The organism is candidate division WOR-3 bacterium, from assembly GCA_016934535.1.
Lineage (GTDB): Bacteria > SDB-A > SDB-A > SDB-A > SDB-A > JAFGIG01.
In genome coordinates this window covers 53,756-72,255 of the sequence record JAFGSQ010000016.1, presented here as the reverse complement: position 1 = coordinate 72,255, position 18,500 = coordinate 53,756, and the positions used below count along the sequence as shown (strand labels likewise).

General features: G+C 43.3%; 18 protein-coding genes, 2 tRNA genes and 1 other RNA gene. 4 read left to right on the top strand and 17 right to left on the bottom strand.

What is annotated here, in order from left to right; all coding sequences use genetic code 11:
- Position 1: 1 nt before the first annotated feature.
- A complete protein-coding gene (locus JXL83_03255; protein MBN2363128.1) occupies positions 2–1,219 on the bottom strand; it encodes an aspartate kinase in 1,218 nt (405 codons plus the stop codon).
- A complete protein-coding gene (locus tag JXL83_03250; GenBank protein MBN2363127.1) occupies positions 1,216–2,091 on the bottom strand; it encodes a 4-hydroxy-tetrahydrodipicolinate synthase in 876 nt (291 codons plus the stop codon). The genes JXL83_03255 and JXL83_03250 overlap by 4 nt, the downstream gene beginning before the upstream one ends.
- Positions 2,092–2,318: 227 nt before the next feature.
- Here JXL83_03250 and JXL83_03245 point away from each other — a divergent pair, with 227 nt between their 5' ends.
- From JXL83_03245 to JXL83_03235, 3 genes are read left to right on the top strand one after another with little or no spacing between them, the layout of a single operon-like run.
- Entirely contained in the window at positions 2,319–2,567 is a 249-nt protein-coding gene (locus tag JXL83_03245; GenBank protein MBN2363126.1) for a hypothetical protein, read from the top strand.
- 3 nt (positions 2,568–2,570) lie between these two features.
- Entirely contained in the window at positions 2,571–4,250 is a 1,680-nt protein-coding gene (gene ftcD / locus JXL83_03240) for a glutamate formimidoyltransferase (GenBank protein MBN2363125.1), read from the top strand.
- A complete protein-coding gene (locus tag JXL83_03235) occupies positions 4,250–5,716 on the top strand; it encodes a glutamate--tRNA ligase (GenBank protein MBN2363124.1) in 1,467 nt (488 codons plus the stop codon). The genes ftcD and JXL83_03235 overlap by 1 nt, the downstream gene beginning before the upstream one ends.
- 1 nt (position 5,717) lies before the next feature.
- On the opposite strand, the gene JXL83_03230 is transcribed toward JXL83_03235, so the two are convergent.
- The 3 genes from JXL83_03230 to JXL83_03220 form a co-directional block, all read right to left on the bottom strand.
- Positions 5,718–6,560, bottom strand: a complete 843-nt coding sequence (locus JXL83_03230; protein MBN2363123.1) for a hypothetical protein — start codon at positions 6,558–6,560, stop codon at positions 5,718–5,720.
- A 21-nt stretch (positions 6,561–6,581) separates the two neighbouring features.
- Positions 6,582–6,665 (bottom strand) — tRNA-Leu (locus JXL83_03225).
- A gap of 44 nt (positions 6,666–6,709) precedes the next feature.
- The gene (locus JXL83_03220; GenBank protein ID MBN2363122.1) at positions 6,710–8,053 is read right to left on the bottom strand and encodes an amidohydrolase; all 1,344 of its coding nucleotides are present in this window, start codon (positions 8,051–8,053) and stop codon (positions 6,710–6,712) included.
- Positions 8,054–8,132: 79 nt separating this feature from the next.
- Between JXL83_03220 and JXL83_03215 the strand changes: the two genes are divergently transcribed.
- Positions 8,133–9,707: a response regulator gene (locus JXL83_03215; protein ID MBN2363121.1), complete on the top strand. Its 1,575-nt coding sequence runs from the start codon at positions 8,133–8,135 to the stop codon at positions 9,705–9,707.
- On the opposite strand, the gene rfbD is transcribed toward JXL83_03215, so the two are convergent.
- From rfbD to JXL83_03155, 12 genes are all read right to left on the bottom strand, one after another.
- Positions 9,704–10,543 carry a dTDP-4-dehydrorhamnose reductase gene (gene rfbD / locus JXL83_03210; protein MBN2363120.1) on the bottom strand — a complete coding sequence of 280 codons (840 nt, stop codon included), beginning with the start codon at positions 10,541–10,543 and terminating at the stop codon, positions 9,704–9,706. The genes JXL83_03215 and rfbD overlap by 4 nt on opposite strands.
- Positions 10,540–11,265 (bottom strand): NTP transferase domain-containing protein, encoded by a 726-nt coding sequence (locus JXL83_03205; protein ID MBN2363119.1) that lies wholly within the window; start codon positions 11,263–11,265, stop codon positions 10,540–10,542. Before JXL83_03205 ends, rfbD begins: the two co-directional genes overlap by 4 nt.
- On the bottom strand, positions 11,262–12,194 hold the full coding sequence (locus tag JXL83_03200) for an NAD-dependent epimerase/dehydratase family protein (protein MBN2363118.1): 933 nt from the start codon (positions 12,192–12,194) through the stop codon (positions 11,262–11,264). Before JXL83_03200 ends, JXL83_03205 begins: the two co-directional genes overlap by 4 nt.
- A complete protein-coding gene (locus JXL83_03195) occupies positions 12,195–13,295 on the bottom strand; it encodes a diacylglycerol kinase (protein MBN2363117.1) in 1,101 nt (366 codons plus the stop codon).
- On the bottom strand, positions 13,295–13,876 hold the full coding sequence (locus JXL83_03190) for a GTPase domain-containing protein (protein ID MBN2363116.1): 582 nt from the start codon (positions 13,874–13,876) through the stop codon (positions 13,295–13,297). The genes JXL83_03195 and JXL83_03190 overlap by 1 nt, the downstream gene beginning before the upstream one ends.
- An 8-nt stretch (positions 13,877–13,884) precedes the next feature.
- Positions 13,885–14,379 carry a roadblock/LC7 domain-containing protein gene (locus JXL83_03185; GenBank protein MBN2363115.1) on the bottom strand — a complete coding sequence of 165 codons (495 nt, stop codon included), beginning with the start codon at positions 14,377–14,379 and terminating at the stop codon, positions 13,885–13,887.
- 51 nt (positions 14,380–14,430) lie between these two features.
- A complete protein-coding gene (gene recR / locus JXL83_03180; GenBank protein ID MBN2363114.1) occupies positions 14,431–15,045 on the bottom strand; it encodes a recombination protein RecR in 615 nt (204 codons plus the stop codon).
- Positions 15,042–15,359 (bottom strand): YbaB/EbfC family nucleoid-associated protein, encoded by a 318-nt coding sequence (locus JXL83_03175; protein MBN2363113.1) that lies wholly within the window; start codon positions 15,357–15,359, stop codon positions 15,042–15,044. The genes recR and JXL83_03175 overlap by 4 nt, the downstream gene beginning before the upstream one ends.
- A gap of 11 nt (positions 15,360–15,370) precedes the next feature.
- On the bottom strand, positions 15,371–16,810 hold the full coding sequence (gene dnaX / locus JXL83_03170) for a DNA polymerase III subunit gamma/tau (protein ID MBN2363112.1): 1,440 nt from the start codon (positions 16,808–16,810) through the stop codon (positions 15,371–15,373).
- 17 nt (positions 16,811–16,827) lie between these two features.
- Positions 16,828–16,924, bottom strand: an RNA gene (gene ffs, locus JXL83_03165) — signal recognition particle sRNA small type.
- A 43-nt stretch (positions 16,925–16,967) separates the two neighbouring features.
- Positions 16,968–17,040, bottom strand: a tRNA-Ala gene (locus tag JXL83_03160).
- Positions 17,041–17,048: 8 nt separating this feature from the next.
- Positions 17,049–18,470: a hypothetical protein gene (locus tag JXL83_03155; GenBank protein MBN2363111.1), complete on the bottom strand. Its 1,422-nt coding sequence runs from the start codon at positions 18,468–18,470 to the stop codon at positions 17,049–17,051.
- Between the last annotated feature and the right edge of the window lie 30 nt (positions 18,471–18,500).

Genomic DNA, 18,500 nt, shown 5'->3' with positions numbered 1-18,500 from the left:
GTCAATCTTCTTCGAAAAGACCGAATTCTGAAGCGAGTTCTTTTAGCACGGCGGCGGCCTTGTTTTCTTCAAGCAAAAAGCTTACTTTTACTTCTGATGCCGACAGCATTTTAAGGACTGAACCGTTCTTTATAAGTATGGAACTGAGTTTTTCCATTACTTCGGGGGAGTTACCGCTGCCGGTTCCCACGAGGCTTATCATCGAGTAATTGTCCCACGATTCGAATCTGCAGCATCCGTATGTTTGTGCCGTCTTTTTTGCTTTTTCAAAATAATTCGAGCTTATAAGGACTTCAAGTAAAAACGATCCGTCTTTGCTTTCATATAAGAAATTCCTGACAGGCACATTATTTTCAGAAAGGGAGTGAAGGAAGGAAAGACAGAGGTCGTCATTAAATGAGGCGGATATCAGAGTCACTTCGTGATCTATCGTCAAACCTTTCACGGTGACAGCTTCGAGGGACATAGGGGCATTTTTTATTTGAGTCAATTTACCTCCGAAGTCTTTTTTGAAATAATTCTCCATGTTCCGGATTCTGACTTCGAGATCGTATCGGGATGCTATTTCGACCGCCCTGGGGTGGACTACTTTCGCTCCCAGCGAAGCCATTTCCATCATTTCATCATAGCAAATATGTTCGATAAGTTTTGTTTTGGGCAGTATTCTCGGATCTGAGCAGAAAACACCATCCACATCTGTGAAAATATCACAGAAATCCGCTCCCAGCACGCACGCAAGAGCGACCGCGGAAGTGTCCGATCCACCTCTTCCGAGTGTAGTGATCTCTTTTTTTTCACTGACGCCCTGAAAACCCGCGATTATGGCAATTTTACCGGAATTCAAGGCCTCGAGGATTCTTCCCGGAGTTATCCTGAGAATTCTGGCTTCGCAGTGATTGCAGTCAGTTATTACACCCGCTTGGCTCCCGGTGAAAGAAATAGCATCTTTGCCGAGACTATTCAGAGCCATGGACAAAAGCGAAATTGAAATTCTTTCTCCGACAGTGACGAGCATGTCTAATTCTCTCGCGTCCGGATTTTCTGTAACAGAACGGGCTAAAGTGATTAAATCATCAGTTTGGTCTCCCATGGCCGAAACCACTGCCGTTACTTTATATCCTTTGTCGACCATGTCTGAAATTTCGCGGGCTACGAGTTTAATTTTTTCAGGACTGCCGACAGTTGTCCCGCCGAATTTCTGTACTATAATTCCGCTCATAAAAGGTCAAGTTTTTCAAGTTCGTTCCTCAGTAAAACCTTGTGGGATTCGGACATTTCACCAAGAGGAAGTCTAAGCTCTCCCGAAGGCAAACCCATCATCCTCATGGCCGTCTTCACGGGAACCGGATTTGTCTCTACAAAAAGCAGTTTTGTGAGTTCGAAATATTTGATGTGAATGATTCTAGCAGTTTCAGTGTCTCTTTCAGCGAAAGAGCGGGTCATTCTGGAAACTTCGGAGGGAATTACATTGGCGCTCACTGATATCACGCCTTTAGCTCCAACAGACATGGAAGGTAAAGTCAGGCCGTCGTCTCCAGACAGTATTTCGAAATCTGAGTCTATTTTACCGGTCATTTCAGAGATTCTGTCAATGTTTCCGGAAGCTTCTTTGATGCCGGCTATGTTCCTGTTCATTTTTCTCAGTTCTGCGACAAGTCCGACGTCTATGTTTATTCCTGTTCTCGAAGGTACGTTGTAAATGTATACCGGCAAATCGGTTTCTTCTGCTATACTGACGAAGTGATCTTTCATACCGGAATAATTCGGTTTGTTGTAATACGGAGTGATGGCGAGAACTCCGTCGACACCAGCTGAATTCGCAAACGACAGATTTTTCAGGGATTTCGCCGTCGAATTCGTTCCCACATTAAGCATGATTTTCACCCTTTTCTTTGCGGATTCGACGACTTCATTCGTGAGGATTTCGTATTCATCGTCGTTGAGAGTAGGAGACTCGCCTGTCGTACCCGCTATAAGAATGCCCTGCACTCCTTTGCAGATGTAAAAATCGACATTTTTCTTTATACCGTCCCTGTCGAGTTTACCGTTCATGAAAGGAGTGATCATAGCCACTGTGCAGAATTCAAACATGAAAACCTCCGGTTGATTCTTTTGACTCGTTTATTATACGCAATATCATGATTTTATTAAAGAAATTATTGAAATGGTAAAAAATAAATCGCAAAATGTAAAAATGCTTTTTCACTGCTTATGAAGGCGTTGTCTTGTTCGTGGGAATTTTAGCGAGAGCGTGCAATTTATTTTGTTTGTGATAAACTATATTCTGTCGTTTTTCTAACTTTTAAAAGGAGGCAGTCGTGACAGTTAAAATCGAAGGATCAAAACCGGTTATAATACTGCTTGCGATTATAGCAGTACTCATGTTCCTGAATTTTGTGAAACCGTATATTTCATTTTCCGAAATGTACGCTGAATTCAATAACGACAGCTTCGAGACGGACACGAGAAATCTGGAAAAAATCGCGAATTCTGCGGCTTCGATAGCCAGATCCCTTGAAAATATTAACAGCGAACTGACGGACATTAAAAGAGAAATCGAAAGGTGAAAGATGAACCTGATAGAATGCGTCCCAAATTTCAGTGAAGGCAGAGACAAGTCAAAAATCGGACTGATCACCAAAGAAATAGAAAAAACAAAAGGGGCGGTACTTCTCGATGTAGACCCCGGACCGGACACTAACAGGACAGTTGTGACATTTGTAGGAACTCCGGAATCAGTTATGGAAGCTGCTTTTGCGGCAATAAAGAAGGCTTCCGAGTTAATTGACATGACCAATCATACCGGAGCTCATCCGAGAATGGGGGCTACTGATGTTTGTCCTCTCATTCCTGTGTCCGGCGTTACAGCTGAAGAATGCGTCGCGCTTTCGGAAAGATTGGCTGAAAAAGTTGGAACCGAACTTGGAATCCCGGTTTATATGTACGAAAGATCAGCCACGCGTCCTGAAAGAAGACTCCTCGCCGACGTACGTAAGGGCGAATACGAAGCTCTCGAGGAAAAAATGAAAGACGAATTTTGGAAACCCGATTACGGACCTTTTTCTTTCAATCCAAAATCCGGCGCAACTGTCATAGGAGTCAGAGATTTCCTTATAGCATACAACATTAATCTGAACACGACGGACACAAAAATCCCGAAAGACATCGGCAAAACCATAAGCGATTCCGGAAGATTCAAAAAGAAAACGAACGGGAGTTTTGAAGTCGACGAAAACGGAGAAAAAATAAAAATTCCGGGAACTTTGAAAGCGTGCAAAGCCACAGGCTGGTATTTGCCCGACTTCAACGTTGCTCAGGTGACAATGAACCTTACAGATTACCATACGACCGGAATTCACACTGCGTTCGAAGAGGTAAGAAGGCAGGCAGACATCCGCGGCGCGCTTGTGACGGGAAGTGAGATCGTCGGATTGGTGCCTCTTGAAGCCTTAAAAGAAACGGGACGTTTCTATCTCTCGAAACAGGGTAAATGCTCTGCGGTGCCGGAAAAAAAAACCGTAGAAGCAGCCGTCATGTCTCTCGGGCTTTCTTCGCTTTATAAATTCGAACCCGAAAAGAAGATAATTGATTATGTGGTAGGAGCCAAAAGGTCGGGAACGCTCGCTTCTATGACTGTTTATAATTTTATAGACGAAGTGTCCTCCGATTCTGTTGCTCCGGGAGGTGGAAGCGTGAGCGCTCTTCTCGGTTCTCTTGCTTCGGCTTTGACGGCCATGGTTTCAAATCTGACTTTCAGTCACAAGGATTTCACCGAGCACAGGGATATAATGGAAACGACAGCTTTGAAGACTCACGATTTAAAAGAAGAATTGGCTGAACTCATAGACAAAGACACGGAAGCTTTCAACATGATAATTCAAGCGAGAAGATTGCCTAAAAAAACAGAAGAAGAGAAACTGAAAAGGTCGGAAGCCATGGAGTCAGCGAATAAAATCGCGGCAGAGGTGCCTCTCAGAACATGCGCGTGCGCTGTAAAAGTCCTCTGTCAGCTTGACAGTATAGCTCCGAAAATCAATCCGAACAGCATCTCGGACGCCGGTGTCGCTGCCCTTTCAGCCATGGCTGCTGCCGAAGGAGCTTTTCTTAACGTTTTGATCAATCTTTCGGAAATCCAAGATGATCATTTTTCAACGAAAGTCAGAGAAGAAGCTGAAAAGATGATGGGCGAAGCCGCAAAATTAAAAGAAAACATCATGAATACAGTTTACGGGATAGTCGGGAGAGATTGATGGAAACAGTCAGGGTCCGCTTCGCGCCTTCCCCGACCGGCTTTCCTCACGTCGGTAACATAAGAACCGCCCTGTTCGATTATCTTTTTGCCAGGAAAAACGGAGGTAAATTCATACTGAGGATAGAGGACACAGACAGAGAAAGACTAGTAGAAGGATCTGTTGAAGCCATTGAAAAAGCCCTCGCCTGGCTGGATATAAAACCGGACGAGGGTTTCGGAACGGGTGGAGATCTCGGACCCTACTGTCAGTCCGAACGCCTCCACCTGTATGAAAAAACCGCCTCTGAAATGATAGAAAACGGACTCGCTTATGTCTGTGACTGTTCCGCAGAGCGTCTTGACAAGATAAGAAACGTCATGCGAGAAGCTAAGGAAAATCCCATGTACGACAGGCATTGCCGTGAAAGAAACCTGCCTTTCGACGGTATAAAGGCGCTTAAAGAAAAAGAAAGGGTTGTCAGGTTCGCGACTCCCTTGACAGGAGTGACTTCTTACGAAGATTTTCTAAGAGGTTCGGTAAGTTTTCAGAACGATACAATCGACGACATGATCATTTTGAAAAAAGACGGATTTCCTACATATAATTTCGCAAACGTCGTTGACGATCATTACATGCTGATATCTCACGTGTTACGAGGCGACGAATTCATTTCATCTACCCCGAAACACGTGCTTTTATACAAAGCAATGAATTGGAAAGAACCTGTGTTTGTCCACCTGCCTGTGATATTGGGCTCCGACAAAAAGAGACTTTCAAAAAGACACGGCTCGGTTTATGTAGGTGATTACGAAAAATTAGGCATACTTCCTGAAGCCATGTTCAATTTCCTCGCGTTACTCGGGTGGTCTCCCGGAAACAACGAAGAGATACTTGAAAGAGATGAAATCGTATCGAAATTTTCGCTGGAGGGGCTTTCGAAAAGCCCCGCGGTGTTCGATATAAAAAAATTGGAGTGGATTAATTCAGTCTATGTTTCAAAAATGACCGGAGAAGAAATCTACAAAAAAGCGATAAGTTTTCTCGATGAAAACGGATTGGAGACTCGAAATTTTGACGAGAAGTATTCGACCGCAGTTTTCGAGCTTTTAAAGACAAGATTGCCAAAGATTTCCGATGCTGTTGAAAGAGCGGGGTATTTTTTCAGGGATCCTGATGAATATGAAGCAGAAGCGTGGGAAAAATCGGTCAAAAGCATTGCGGGAATTGAAAAGTATCTTACGGCTCTTTCAGGGAAGATTGCCCGGGGGAAAACTGACTCGAAAGAAGACTTTGAAACCTCTCTTAGAGAAACCGCAAAAGAATTCGGTGTTAAAAACAGCGTGTTGATCCATGCTCTTAGAGTTTGCCTTACTGGTATGTCAGCCGGACCCGGTCTTTTTGAAATATGCGAAATTCTCGGAAAAGCCACGGTCCTGAAAAGACTTCAAAAAGCCGTTGATGAAATTACAGTTCAAAAAAAATAATTCAGCGGTTTTTCCACGACGGCTGTCCGGCATCATCCATGTAAAGGATTGATCCGTCGGGCAGAATAAGATGATTCTCTTTTAATCCTATTTCGGAAAGGGAGGGGATACTTCCGGTATCCGAATAAACCCCAATTTTGGACTGAATGTGTCTCTCGATTTCCAGTTTGGCGTTTCTGAGGAATATTACTCTTTCTTCAGTCAGTTCGCTCAAATCGTAAAGCTGAAGCCAGATGTCCGCGGCGAGCAGGTGTTCGCCTGTTTTTTTGGCGGCGGCTGAAGAGAACTTCAAAACGTATTCCGGAGCTTCCGGTTTTGATGCGGCTAACCTGAATTTACTGCCGGCCAGAGCGTAGTAGTAATTTTTCAGGCTGTCGGGTTGTGAAGGTGCTGATATCCAATATATGAAACCGCTCAAAAACGGATATCTCCATTCGTCCTGGTTTGAAACGGCGCCTTTATTAAGCAGTTCGTGTGCTCCTTCGAAATCCTGAGCGTTATCGAGCAGTATGAAAGCGCCGAGAGTGTAAGGAGTTGTAAAATTCGGATCTATGTCGGTGAGAATGAACAGTATAGGTTTTATCATTGAAAAGTCGTGACCCACTCTGATTTCCCATCCGTAGTACTGAACAATCTGAAGCCAGGCCATGTCGGCAACTACTGAGGCGAAAGTAGGCCCAGCCATTCTGAAATTTTTTCCGGACGGAAAATATGCCATTTGTTCGGCTACCTGAATCGGCCTTGCCGATCTCATTGTTCTGAAAGAAAAAACAGACATGGAAGCGGATAGAAAAAGAAGAAAGAAAACAAAAAATCTTCTCGGGATCTCCAAGAGGTTACTCACTTGCCGCCTTCGGGAATGAATTGCCGGGAGCGGGACTTGAACCCGCACGAATTTGCATTCACTGGAACCTGAATCCAGCGCGTCTGCCAATTCCGCCACCCCGGCATATCCTGAATGTTATTTTGAGGAAAAATAAAAGTCAACTCATTTCATTTCGCAAGAGCGAGGGAATACTTTTTTGAAAAAAAGTCTTTTATCTTTGAAATCTCTTTTTTTACGGTTTCCAAATCAACGGAAATGACTTTTTTATTTTTCATCAGGAATTTCCCCCCGACGATGCAGTCTCTGACGTCTTTTGAGGAAGCAGAATATAGAATGTGATGCAAAGGACTGTAAAGAGGCAATGAGTTTGATTCGTTTATATCCAGAACTATCAGATCCGCTTTCATTGAAGGGGCAACGATCCCGGATTTATCAAAACCGAGGGCTTCCGCACCGTTTAAAGTGGACGCCCTGAAAACAGCTTCGGCAGGGCAGATTTCGGGATTCATGTTGACTCCTTTTTGAATGAGCGCTGAAATTTTCATTTCCCCTATCATGTCCAGGCTGTTGTTGCTTGCTGGTCCGTCTGTTCCCAGGCAAAAATGAATTGATCTGTCAAGCAGCATTGGCAAAGGCGGTATACCGGATCCAAGCTTGAGATTGCTAGTCGAACAGATTACCGGTGTCGCGCCGGTCCCGGCTATTATGTCAGCGTCTTTCTCGTTTATCCATACGCAGTGAAAAAGGAGTGTGTCCCTGTCCAATATTCCTTCCCTGTCGAGGAGTTGTACGACGGACAGCCCGTTATTTTTTATTGAATTTTCATTTTCTTCCCTGGTCTCGGCGGCGTGGATCTGGAATTTGGATTTTTTTTTACGAGCTAAATCTTTGATTCTTTTCACGTTTTCAATCGAGCATGTATATACTGAGTGTGGGGAAGCTGAAAATCTTATTTTTTCAGATAACATGTATTTTTCAATCAGTTCGGCGGTTTTCATTATGCCGTCTTCCAGAACACCGTATGAAGGTGACGGAAAGTCAAACAGGCCTTCTCCGAGGAGAGATCTCAAACCTGATATTTCGCAGGCCCTTGCAACGGATTCTTCAAAAATGTACATATCGCAAAAAGCTGTAGTTCCGCTTCTTATCATCTCGGAACACCCGAGCAGCGATCCGTAGTATACCATGTCCTCTGAGAGCGTTTTTTCCCTCGGAAAGATACTTTCATTGAGCCATTTTTCCAGGGGCAGGTCTTCGGCTATGCCTCTGAATAATGTCATCGCTATGTGAGTGTGGGCGTTAATCAAACCAGGAAAGATTATCGAATCTTTTTCTTTGAATTCAGAGAATGTGGGATAGTTTTCTGTCATCTCTGCTCTTTTGCCCAAATCAATTATTTTATCGCCGGAAACGACGACCGATCCGTTTTCAATGCAGTCTCCGTCGGGGGTCGTCATGATATAATCGCCGGTCAGTAAATAATTCTCTGAAATGTTTTCAGTAAAAGGCATTACTTTGTCCCTGGTTTCTTTTTACAGGTTGTTTTATTCATAAAGTTGATATAAGATATTTCGAAATATTATCAGCAACATGCCTGAAAAGCACTCTATAATTATTGTCGACGACGAAAAGTCGATAACCGAACTCCTCAAGGAGATACTTATTTCCAGCGGTTACGACGTCGAAATATCAAACGATTCTGAAGAAGCTTTTCAGATGATAAAAGACAGACCTTTCGACGTCGTTCTCACCGACCTCAAAATGCCGAAAATGAGCGGTATAGAACTCATTGAAAGTGCGCTGCAGGTCAGAGAAAAGATTATCCCAATAGTAATGACCGGTTACGGGACTATTGAATCAGCCGTTGAAGCCATGAAAAAAGGAGCGGTCGGATATATTCCGAAACCTTTCAGAGCAAAAAACATTATTTCAGTGATTCAAAAAGAACTTGAGGCGAGGGATTTGAGAAATGAAAACACGTATTTGAAAAAAATAATCGCCGTCAATGACTTTTTTGATTCGCTTTCCTGCGAAGTTAAAATCGAGAATGCCTTCAAGGGCGTTCTGGATACTTGCAGGTACATATTACCGGTCGAAAAACTGCTGTTTTTCATAAAACCTTCGCCTGAACAGAATGACATCGTATTGGTCAAAGGAGAAGGCTTTGATGAAAAAGAAACTTCCGGTTATGAAGAAACAGCCAGGGAAGCGATATCCAGTAACCAAGCTTACATGCATAAAATAACAAAAAATGAAAAATTGTTTGTTCTCACAATGATGAGCAGAAACGAAATTAACGGCGTGATACTGATGGCGCTGCCGCCGGATTTCGTAATATCCGATGAAGATTTGAGAATTCTCAGACTGCTGGCCAACAGAGTGTCAATATCTATTGAAAATACTTGGCTGATCAAAGGCATTGCGGACTCTTTAAGAAATCCTCCTCAATATCAAATGCCGACTGTCGAATATGCGAAAACTACTCTCGTATCCGAGATAGCTTCTATAATTTCACACGAGATCTCTAACCCGTTGAGCGCTTTGCAGATCGCGATAGATTATATAGGCAACTTGAACATCGTGTCCGAAAAAGAGAAATTCGATCAGGCTTTTTCGTGCATCACTGAAGGTGTCGGAAAGATTTCGGAAATTGTCACCAACTTGCGGTCTATTTCCGCTAGCAACAAACTCATGTATTCTTCCGTGAACTTGAACGACTTGATAAAAGATGCCATAAATATCCTGGGCAATTACGCGGGTAAGAAAAAAGTAAAAATCGAGACTTTTCTGGATAAAAAAAACACTGAAATTCAGGCTGATAAAGATCAGATCCGGCAGGTTATACTTAACATTCTCATCAATTCGATAGAAGCAGTTGATACGGAAACGGGAACCATAAAGATTACAACGAAATCGGACGCAGAAGACAAATGCGTTTACATGATTTTTGAAGACAACGGAATCGGCATCAGTAAAGAAAATCTTGAGAGAGTGTTTGATCCTTTTTTTTCACAGAACGAAAGTCCCGAAAAAAAAGCAGGACTCGGTTTGGCTCTTGCAAAGAAGGTAATCGGAAGGCATCAGGGGTCTATAAAAGCCGAGAGTGAGCATAAAACGGGAACCAGATTCACTGTGAAACTTTACAGAGACCTCGAGAATATTTAATTTACATTTTTTCCCGACAAGTGTTTTTTGAGTGAAGTTTTCCATCCGGGAGGCTTGCATTCAATCAATGATGAAAGCAGGGAACAGTCGAGAACTGAATATTTCGGCCTGGGAGCTTTTTCTGAAAAAGTCGGAGATACGGCTTTTTTGACTCGTCCGGGATCTGCATTGATCAGAGAAAAATACTCTTTCGCAACTTCGTACCACGTCGCTTCTCCTGAATTTGCTACGTTTACTGTGCCGCTGAATGAACTTTCGAGGAGCCCGATCGTTGCAAGACAGAGGTAGTCGATGACCGTGGGAGACCCTTTAATGTCATTGACAACGAACAGCTCGTTTTTCTGCGCGTATAGGTTGGATATTTTTTTTAAAAATCCACCCGAGTTGGAGAGAAGCCAGGAAGTCCTCACTATTACGAAATCCGACAGGGCCGCATTTACTGCCTTTTCGGCGGCATATTTTGATTTGCCGTAAACAGAAATCGGATTGGGTTTGTCGGTCTCCGTGTAGGGTCTTTCCGATTTGCCGTCAAAAACGTAGTCTGTGCTGAAGAACAGAAACCTTTTGTTTTCGGCGTAAGGAAAGAGATTCTCCGTGCCGATGAGGTTGACTCTCATGGCTTCCTGGGGATTGTTCTGGCAGTAATCAACGTCTGTTAGCGCGGCGGAATGAACAATCATGTCTGCGCGTGTATTTCTGAAAAAACTGTTGACAGAAGCCGCCCTGGCGACGTCGAGTTCATTTTTACCGGGGGAAATAACTCTGTATCCGCTCAGATGTTTAGAAAGTTCGGAAGCGATTACTCCCGCGCCTCCTGTTAGGAGGATTGTTTTCACTGTTCCAGGATTCCTTTTCTGACGAAATCCCACGCCCGCGAGTACGAATCGAAAGTCCCTGCGTCAGTCCACCAGCCTTCAAGAAATCCGAAAGACAAAGTATGATTTTCGATGTAGGAGTTGTTTACTTCGGTTATCTCTATTTCGCCTCTTTCAGAAGGTTTCAAGCGCCTTATGACGTCGAAAACATCTCTGTGGTACATGTAAATTCCTGTAACGGCGTAGGAAGATTTGGGGGAACTCGGTTTTTCCGTAATTCCCACTATTTTTCCGTCAATAATTTCCGGGACTCCGAACCTTTCAGGATCATTGACTTTTTTAAGCAGTATTCGGGCTCCATTTGACTGCCGCGAGAATATTTCAGTTTGATCGGACAGGTTGTGGGAAAACAAATTGTCGCCCAGAACGACCAGTATTTTATCGTCCCGGACCGAATTTTCGCAAAGACCGAGAGCATGGGCAATGCCGCCTTCTCCTTCCTGATAAATGTAAAAAATATTTTTTAAACCGAAATCCCTGCCGTTTCCGAGAAGTCTTATGAAGTCGCCGGAGGACCTGTCGCCGACTACGATGATAAGTTCTTCAATTCCGGTTTCGGCAATTTTTTCTATGGGATAAAAAATCATGGGTTTCTTGAAAACAGGCAACAGATGCTTGTTTGTCACTTTAGTCAGCGGCATAAGCCTTGTTCCTATGCCTCCGGCGAGGATGATGCCTGTCATCCTCTGAGCTTTTTTTTAAAAGCGGCCACTGTTTTTTCCAATCCTTCTTTCAGGCAAACATTTGGTTGCCATCCCAGTATCTTTTGCGCCATCGAAATGTCAGGTTTTCTTATTTTGGGATCGTCATCGAGAGGGTTTTGAAAAGAAATATCGGATTTTGATCCGGTGATATCAATTATTGTTCTCGCCAGATCCAATATTGATATCTCTTCAGGATTGCCTATGTTTAAAGGGTAATTGTAGTCTGTCTGTGAAAGAAGAATGAACGCCTGTGTGACATCGTCTATGTAACAGAAACTTCTCGTCTGTCTGCCGTCGCCGTAAATAGTTATGTCTTCTCCCGACAAGGCGAATTTAATGAAATTAGGTATTGATCTTCCGTCATCGATTCTCATGTTTGGACCGTATGTGTTGAATATTCTTACGATGCGGGTTTTTAAGCCGGTTTTCCGGTGATATGTCATGGTTATGGATTCTGCAAAGCGTTTTGAAACTTCATACACGCTTCTCGGCCAGATGGGATTTACGTTCCCGCACAGATCTTCTTTCTGGGGAGAAATTGTCGGATCGCCATAAATTTCCGAAGTCGAAGAAAGGAAAAACACCGCGTCGTTTTCCAGAGCAAGGTTCAGAGCGTTGTATGTGCCCTGCGATCCGGCTAAAAGTGTTTCCACCGGAAGCCTGAAATAATCCGGTGGACTGGCCGGAGAGGCGAAATGGAATAACACGTCGATTTTCCCGTCGAATTTTATGGGCGTTGTCACATCTGCCTCAATGAACCTGAACCGGGCATTTTTGAATTTTTCCACGTTCATCCTGTGTCCGGTCGAGAGATTGTCCAGGCAAATAACTTCGTGGCCGAGATCGAGAAGTTTTTCGGTGAGGTGAGATCCTATGAATCCCGCGCCGCCGGTGATGAGATAAGTCATTTACGCTCCTATCCTTCCGTAGGGTGGAAAAGAGATAAATACCAGGAAATACTTCAGGCAAAATCCGGCTGAAGATACGGGAATAGAATATTTTTTTGGGCATGAAAAAGCGACGGCATAAGATGCAGAAACAACGGCTGAAGAAAAGGGGAGGGGAGAGGCTGACACGACGAAAAGGCCAAGAAGATAAAACCTGCTCAAAGGTGAAGATTTATGATTAGTCAGATTTTTTCCGAATGAATTTTTGAATCTGACGCCCCAAAATACAAAAAAAACAAGACACAAAAACTCACCGAGGATTGAAACTTCAGAACACGTTAATGAAGAGCCGAGAGAAGCTAAGTAACATGATCCCAAAGACGGCGACAGTCCTATTATAAATGCAAGTGCGCACTCATTCGATATATAAAGGTTAATCTGGGATGAAATTCGATAGCAGAAAAAGGCTGTGATGATTGCAAGAATTCCCGTGAAATATACTTTGTCGCAGGGATGGTTTCTCAGAAGAGCTTCTATGAGAATTATGCCGCCGATGAGAAGGAAAAAGATGAAAGTCACGGAAATGCTGTAAAGAGAAAGAAAAGCAATCAGCAGAGCTAACCCGAAAGTGGTTTTTTCCAGGGGAAATGAAAATTTTCCGTAGTATCTTTTGTAATAAATCGAGACGATAATTGAAAAAAGGAAAACTGACATAACCAGAAAAAAAAGTGGGGTTTTCACAATGTAATCAGAAAAGCGGGAGATTGAAACCATTACTGAGTCGGCTAAAATCATGTACGAAAAAACTATTGAAGAAAATGTCGCGCAAAGAACCGCTCCCGCTGATAAATCTTTGGCATTTTTTATAAATTCGTTTTGACCGGGAGATATGAAATCGCAGAGAATCTCAATTGAAGAATTAATCAGTTCTGCCGTTATCACCATTGTAGCTACCGCGAGCAGTGCCAATGAATTTTTCAGACCTGCCCCGCCGAAAACTATCGAGTAAAGAGCCAGGAAAAAAATGAAAATGTGCAAATGAATGTGTTTTTGAGTTTTAAAAGCTATCTTCATGCCCCTGAGGGCGTCAAAGAATGATTTTCCGATTTCTGTTTCAGCCATTATTGGGAGAGTCTTTTGAGAACGAGCTTTGAAATTTCTTTCAAAGTGGAGAAAACTCCTACACCTTCGCTGGCGACAGCTTCAAAAGAAGGAACTTTCAACGGATTTAAGAGTTTTTCAAGTTGATTCAATGGCGCTATGTTCGGCAAATCGCGTTTGTTGTATTGAATGACAAAAGGGGTTTCACCGAGTTTTAGGTTGTATTCTTTCAGGTTTTCAATCAAATTTCTGATGCTCTCAATGTTGTCCTCGAGTCTTTCTATCTGGGAATCTGCGACAAAAATAACACCGTCAACGCCGCGCAAAATAAGTTTTCTTGAAGCGTTATAATAGACTTGTCCGGGAACAGTGTAGAGGTGAAAACGGGTTTTGAATCCCCTGATGTTACCGAGATCAACCGGCACAAAATCGAAAAATAACGTCCTGTCCATGTCTGTGGCCAAAGATATCAACTCTCCTCTGTGGCTTGGATTCACTTTTTCGTATATCTTCTTCAGGTTTGTCGTTTTGCCACCGAGGCCTGGTCCGTAATAAACTATCTTGCAGTTTATCTCTCTTGACGCGTAGTTAATAACTGACAAATATGCTCCTAATGTAAATCTTCAAAAAAGTCTTCGAGGAAATTGTCTATTTCGACGTCTTCAGTCGGAAAAGCCGCGGTCTTGTCTTCTTCAATCTTTTTCGTAATTTTTTGGAAAATATCGGTAAGATTTTCCTTTGTCCTAAGAGCTTCGACCTTTACTCTGCCCAACGGAGTGTGAGATTTGAATATTATCGCCAGGATGAATTTATTTTCTATTATCTGAATGAAAATGTTGTTTTCAATGCCCTGGTGGTGAAGAGTGGCGAAAGCGTTCTCTCCAATAAGTCCCGCGAGGTGGCTTGTAGCGGCGTAATCTGCGGCGACCAGCGAAGAAAAGGCGAGGATGTCAATGTCCTCGGTTTCACCGCACGACACAATGGGCTGGCCGGAACGGTCAATCAGAACAACCACTCTGGCGTCAATTGTCTTCTGTAACGTCGAAGTAATGTTTTTCAAGACCCAAAAGTCTTCTTCAAGTATATCTATATGTTCATAAGACATAAAACTGCCGTTTGCATGGAATACGAGTATTTGTTATATGAAATAGCACTATTAGTCAACCTGTTTTTTGATTTCAATTCTGCCTTCAAGCGAAAGTCTGATGGTTTCCAAATCGAGAAGATCGATGTCTCCGCCCACAGGGATGCCCCTTCCAAGTCTTGTTATTTTGACGTTAAAATCCGAAATCAGTTCAGCGATGTACAGAGCAGTGGCGTTGCCTTCCGGAGTGGGATTTGTGGCAATTATTACCTCTCGTATTTCATTGCCGCCGATTCTGGCGACAAGTTTATCAATGCTGAGTTTTTCAGGACCCATTCCGTCAAGAGGAGAAAGAACTCCTCCTAGAACATGGTATTGTCCGTCGTAGAAATTCGTGCTTTCAAGAACTATCTGATCGATGAAGTTTTCCACGACGCACAGTATCGATTTATTCCTCGATGCGTCGCTGCAAACAGAGCACTTTTCGGAATCCGAAATACATCCGCAATTTCGGCAAAAATATGTCTTTTCGTGCATTTCCTTCAGGGAGTCAGCCAGGCGTGCCGCAACATGCGGACCTTCGGCGAGAACGTGAAAAAGAATGCGGCGTGAGCTTTTTCGGCCCAGTCCAGGAAAAGATGCTAATATATCTATAATATCGTTTAAATGCTTCGGAAGAGTGATCAATTAAACGAAACTCCGGGAAAATCGAAGGGTCCGGAAACATTTTTCATTTTTTCCTGCGCGGCAATTTTTGCTTTCTTCTGAGCCGCGCAGAAAGCTGCCACAATGAGGTCTTCAAGCATTTCTGCGTCATCGGAAGCGAGGATTTCCTTTTCTATCTTTACGGACAGAAGATCAAAAGTGCCGTTCACGATGGTTTTTACCATCCCTCCGCCGGATTCTCCCTCAAATTTTTCTGATGCAAGCTCTTTTTGAATCCTGTCAATTTCGGATTTCATTATTTGCGCTTGTTTTATTATTTTATCAAAATTCTGCATATTTTTCTCTTTCAGTTAATCTCGATCACCTCACCGCCGAAAAGGCTTTTCAGCTTTTTTACATTTTCGTCGTTGTTTGCGTCGGGTTCATTCGGGCTTGATGCGAAATTTATCTTGATGTTTTTACCCCAAATTTTAAGCGCGGCGTTATGCAGGACCGACGAATTTTTTTTATTCTGAAGAAGTTTAATGAAACCGGGATTAGGTAAAGTTATTACTAGTGAATCGTTTTCAATCGCGGCTGATGAATTGACCAGATAATGGTAAACAACGGTGTTCTCAGACCTTATCAAAGACAGCATTTCTTCCCATCGGCCGTTTTGATTTTCCGGTTCGGCAAATTCATGTTTTTCAGGAATCGTCGTGAGTTTTTCCTCTTTTTCTATTTTAAGGATGAGATCTTTGATGCTGCGAGTGTCAACCATTCTCGAAATCCTGGCGACTAGTATTTCGAAACGTATTTTCGGCGACAGTTTGGAATTTTCGTCGATAAATGAGGAAAGAAGGTCGAGGGCTCTGATGGTTCTGTCCACTCCAAGTTTGGCTGATATGTTCCGGTATTGCGAATTTTCTTTGAGAGATTCGTAAAGAACAAGAGCCAGAGAATGCGCGATGTCAAAGGGCTGGTATCCTTCTTCAATTATATTGCCGCAAAGGGAAAGGGTTTTTTTGACGTCGTTGGCTGAAACCGCCTCGATTATTTTTTCGATGCGACTGAAATCAACTTCACCAAGTATCTCGCGTGCTTTTGATTCGTCGATGTCGGAATAAACCGAAATCTGATCGAGAAGGCTCAGAGAATCCCTGACCGAACCTTGTGCTTTCCGAACTACGATTTTGAGAGCTTCATCTGAAATCTTTATGGATTCTTTGTCGCAAATATTTCTAAGATGATCGAAGATGGTTTTGTCGCCGACCAATTTGAAGTCGAATCTTTGACATCTCGAGATTATAGTTTGAGGAACTTTCTCAGGTTCTGTAGTGGCGAAAATGAATCTTGTGCAGGGGGGAGGTTCTTCGAGAGTTTTCAAAAGCGCGTTGAAAGCTTCTTTTGTCAGCATGTGAACTTCGTCGATTATGTAAATTCTTTCCCGCGATGAAGGCGTATACAAAAGATTTTCCCTGATAGATCTTATGTCGTCGACTCCTCTGTTTGAAGCGCCGTCTATTTCTATGACGTCCTGAAAACGAGATTCAGATATAGCCTTGCAGGGCATGCACTCATTGCACGGTTTCGAAGAAACACCCTTTTCACAATTTATGGCTTTTGACAGGACTCTTGCAGCAGTTGTTTTGCCTACTCCTCTCGGTCCTGCGAAAAGATATGCCTGCGCCACTTTGCCTTTGTCGAGAGCGCTTTTAAGGGTCTCAACGACGTGTTTTTGACCTATCAAACCTTCAAAATCAGCGGGTCTCAGCCTTCTCGCCAGAATCAGATAATCATCGCTCATCCCCGTTCCTTTTTTTAAGCGGCCAGCTTTGTTCCCGACAGGAGTGCTCTGGATACCGTTGCTGCCTTCCAGCCCTGGCGGAGTTCTCCGGCACATCCTACGGAAAGGCCGGCCGCTTTTATAATTATTCGGAATTCGATTCGATCAGGGAAAAAAATGGAGCAGAGCGGATTCGAACCGCCGGCCTCCTCCGTGCGAGGGAGGCGCTCTTCCATCTGAGCTACTGCCCCTTTCGAATTCATTCCATCGTTACAATTAAAAAGTATCCGCAGTCCGTGAAGACACCGTCATAATCCGAGTACGGATAAATTTTTACATATACTTTCTGCCCTCTGTCAAGTTCGATCGTGCAGATTTCGTTAGTAGGGTCTCCGTTGTTGTCGATGTCTGAATAAAGGAGTGATTCTCCATCGGAAGCTTCGACGGCCATTATCAGGTCGCCTTCACCGGTAAGTCCCTGAACTTCAAAAGTGTACGTCGCTTTTTGATCGGCAGTGAAAACAAAATAATCCTGAAAATCGAAGTTCCCGTAAGACAAGTCTCCGTTGCTGCGGACTCCGAGTTTTAAGGTTGTCGCATTAGTGCGGGAGGCATCTCTGTCCTGATGATGAAGTACCTCAATCGTGAAATCAGAGTATTGTCTTGAATTCGGATTGTTTGTGACTACGATGTAATATTTTCCTCCCGGAAGAATAAGTTTTTCATGGCCTGTATTTCCGTCAAAATCGTTGTCGGAATAATACATGGTGTCATCAGAGAAGGCCATGAGAACCAGATCGGCGTCGTCGGAGGAAAGATTTACTTCCGAAAGGCCGTCTTCGGGGATAGAAACGCTGTAAACATATGACAGCGCGTTATTGTCCGGGTCTATGAATGATTCGTCAACAGCTTTGTTTGATGAAAGGGTAAGCTTGTCGTCTTCGGGGACTGTTTCAAAATATACGTTGAAAAAAATTTCTGTCGTGTCAGTTATCTGATAAGGTCTTACGACGATCAGAGGTTTTTCCTTTCCTGAATAATATAGCAATTCCTCTATGCCGAGATTTCCTTCAAGATCGTAATCGGATTGCAGTATGTAAGAAAGAGGATTTTCCGGGGAATATAATTCGAGCATTATGTCTTCGCTGGCTTCTGCTCTGACATATATCAAATTTGACGACGCGTCGTAGTTTTGAGGGATGAATATCTGGATTGGTTCTGAAAGATTGAGATTCCCCGACAAATTTTCCATATCGTTTATATTTCTTTCCGCGACTGTTATCATGCCGGAGGTTTCAATAAGTTCGCCGGTTTCATAAAACCAGGCGAGAACTTCGAAATTTTTTTCTTCAGTAAGGGCAGAATATGGATTGACTATTAAATAATAAGTTCCCGGCGATTGTATGGTAAAAACCGCCTGTTCAGTACCCGTGTTGCCTCCGGCGTCTATGTCGACAACGGCAGGAGACATATCGAGGAAATAAGTGTTGGGGCCTCTGCCGGTTAAAGTGAGATCAGTATTATCGTCAGACGCTTTGACGACGACTGAAAGATACCCGCTTCTTTGAGCCTCGAAGGAGAAATACAGGGGTTCGTCCTTAATGGAATATGTTCCGGGTCCGCCAACGGGAAGCTGATTAACCGTCAATGACGTCAATGCTATTAAAAGTAAAAAATTCATTCGATCCTCCTTTTTTACAGTATGAATTCT